This is a genomic window from Bradyrhizobium oropedii, assembly GCF_020889685.1.
GTDB lineage: Bacteria > Pseudomonadota > Alphaproteobacteria > Rhizobiales > Xanthobacteraceae > Bradyrhizobium > Bradyrhizobium oropedii.
Map to the genome: position 1 here is coordinate 1 of NZ_JACMYO010000375.1, position 2,534 is coordinate 2,534.

The 2,534-nt window shown below is 63.4% G+C and carries 1 protein-coding gene and 1 pseudogene; both read right to left on the reverse strand.

Annotated elements, in window-relative coordinates; translation table 11 throughout:
* Nucleotides 1-76: 76 nt before the first annotated feature.
* Nucleotides 77-844, reverse strand: coding sequence for an IS21-like element IS1631 family helper ATPase IstB (istB, locus tag H8A95_RS42530; protein WP_229188386.1), 768 nt, complete (start codon nt 842-844; stop codon nt 77-79).
* Nucleotides 822-2,534: pseudogene (gene istA / locus H8A95_RS42535) on the reverse strand (IS21 family transposase); the annotation flags it as partial. The gene istB and the pseudogene istA, both read right to left, overlap by 23 nt.

Here is a 2,534-nt window from a genome sequence, read left to right on the forward strand (position 1 = left end):
CCCCGCGGGTCACTTCAAATTCCTCCGGGTGCGGTCAGTCAAATTCCTCCACCCGCGAGGCAGGACAAGTTGATTGTTAGTTTGCCTTTGTTTCGCGGGCAAGAGCTTCAGCGGCCTCTTTGAGCCGATAGCTGCGTCCGTCGAACTCAAGCAGATGGCAATGATGCATCAGGCGATCGAGGATCGTCGTGCTCATGGTGTTGTCCCCCAGGTATGTCCCCCAATCCTGCACGACGCGATTGGAGGTGACGATGACGCTGCGGTGCAGTTTGTATCGCTGATGGATCAGGGTCTGCAGCAATGCGCCAGCGTCGTCAGGGATGGCGCGTGCGAGGAACAGATCGTCCAGCACGAGGAGATCGCAGTCGATGATGGTTCTCAGCCGGACCTCGCGTTGCGCCGGGGAGTTCAGGGCATAGCGGTGGAAGAAGTCGTCGGTCTCAAGATACTGGACCTTGTGGTTTTGCAGGATCGCCTGATAGGCAATCGCCTTGGCGATGTGGGATTTCCCGGTGCCAGTTTTGCCGACGAGCAGCGCGTTCTCGCCGGCGGCAATGAACGCCAGGGTGTGGAGCTGGAAGCAAGTTTGGCGCGGCAATTTGGGATTGAAGGACCAGTCGAACTCGGCGAGCGTCAGTTTTTCATCGAGCCCGGATTGCTGGTATCGCCGCTCGATAAGACGGGATTGGCGGCGATCCAGTTCGTCCTGCAAGATTAAGGAGAAGGTCTCGAGGAAGGGTTGGTTGGCGCCCTGCGCCTGCAGCACGCGCGTCTGCAGTGTGTCGCGGACGCCTGACAGGCGCAGCTGTCGCAGGCAACGCTCAATTTCCGGCATGGTCATCATGTGGTTGGGTCTCCAGTTTGAGCTGAGAAGGCGCAGCGGGAGCGCTCGTGGCGCCGGAGCTGGTCGGGGTTGCGCAGGCGACACGAGCGCGGGTTACAGGGGCGCGGTCGTCGTGATGAGCCTCGGCCTGCCGGCCATTGTCGTCGGCGTCGCGCCGCACAGCGCGGCTGAAGAGATCGCCGTATTCGGCGGGGGCGCGGATCAGCGGATGATCCTGAATGAGCTGCGATGTCGGTGGTGGCGTCGTTTCAATCTGCGCGAATGCCTGTTCAAACAGCCGCTCGACGGTCGCACGCACGTGCTTGTAACGGTAGATGCGGTTCTCGATGGCGTGCGCACAAGCCTGTTCGACCAGCCGTGCCGGATACTTCCGGCTCAGCCCGACAATGCCCCACATCGCGCGTTGTCCGACGCGCCCTTCGGTGTCAAACATCTGCTGGCACAGCGCCTTGGTCTGCGGGCCGATGCGGCCGGCGCTCGACAGCAGCAAGGCTGTTTGCCGCGACGGATTGAACGGCCGCTCGTTGGTCGGCAGGACGACAGAACCGGGATGCGCCATCCGGGGATGAACGCGCAGCAGCGCATGGGTATGGCGATCGCGGATCTCGATCGTCGAGGCGTAGATCCGCACCACGACCTGGCTGCCGATGGGCGCAGGCCGCGCGGCGTAATAGCTGCTATCAACACGCACGGTGGTATCGTCGCAGACGGTCCGAACGACCTCGGTGAAGATGCGGAAGGCAGCCACTGGCAACGGCCGCAGGTGCGGCTTCTCCTCCTGGAACATCGCCTCGACCTGACGGCGCGTGCTGCCGTGGATGCGTTTGGAAGCCCAGTTCTCCTCCCAGTGCCTCAAGAACTCGTTCTGGGCTTCCAGCGTCTCGAAGCGCCGTCCGGCCAGCGCGGTGCCCTGGGTATGTTGAATCGCGTTCTCGACGCTCCCCTTCCGGTTGGGATCGGCCACGCGCGCGGGATCGGCGACCACGGCGTAATGAGCCAGCATCGCGCTGTAAATCGGGTTGAGCTGGGGCTCGTACAAATCCGGCTTGAGGACGCCTTCTTTCAGGTTGTCGAGCACGACATAGCTGGGGACCCCGCCAAAATACCGGAACGCTTCTTCGTGAAGCTGCGCCCAGACCTGCTGGCTGGATTGCCAGACCACCCGCCGGAAGCTCCGCCGCGAGTAGCGCAGCGTCATCACGAACAGGCGGGGACGACGGTACCGCCCACGCTTCGGATCAACCGTCGGCGCGCCCTCGCCATAGTCGACCTGAGCTTCCTCGCCGGGGAGGAACTCAAGGCGATCAAACTGCTCGGGATCGGCGTGCCGCAACGTGCGCACAAACCGCTTGACGCTCTGGTAGCTGGACGGAAAGCCAAATCGATCGACCAGGTCCTGGTAAATCGCCTGCGCATTTCGCTTCAGGCGGGCCTGTTCTTCGATCCATGCCCGATGCGGTTCGCAGGCCGAGCGGGCCTGGCTGCCGGTGACCGTCGCACCCGCCCCCCCCAAAAGCCGGTGGTCGGGGTGGAGGAATTTGGCCGTCCACGCTCACCGGGCCGGTGGTCACTTCCCCGGGGGAATTTGCCTCCGCACCAGCCCACAGCGCCCGGTAACGCCGGATCGTCTTGCGGTCGACCCCCGTCAGCCTGTGGATCTCGCGCTGGCTGGCGTTGCGATCGAGTAGCG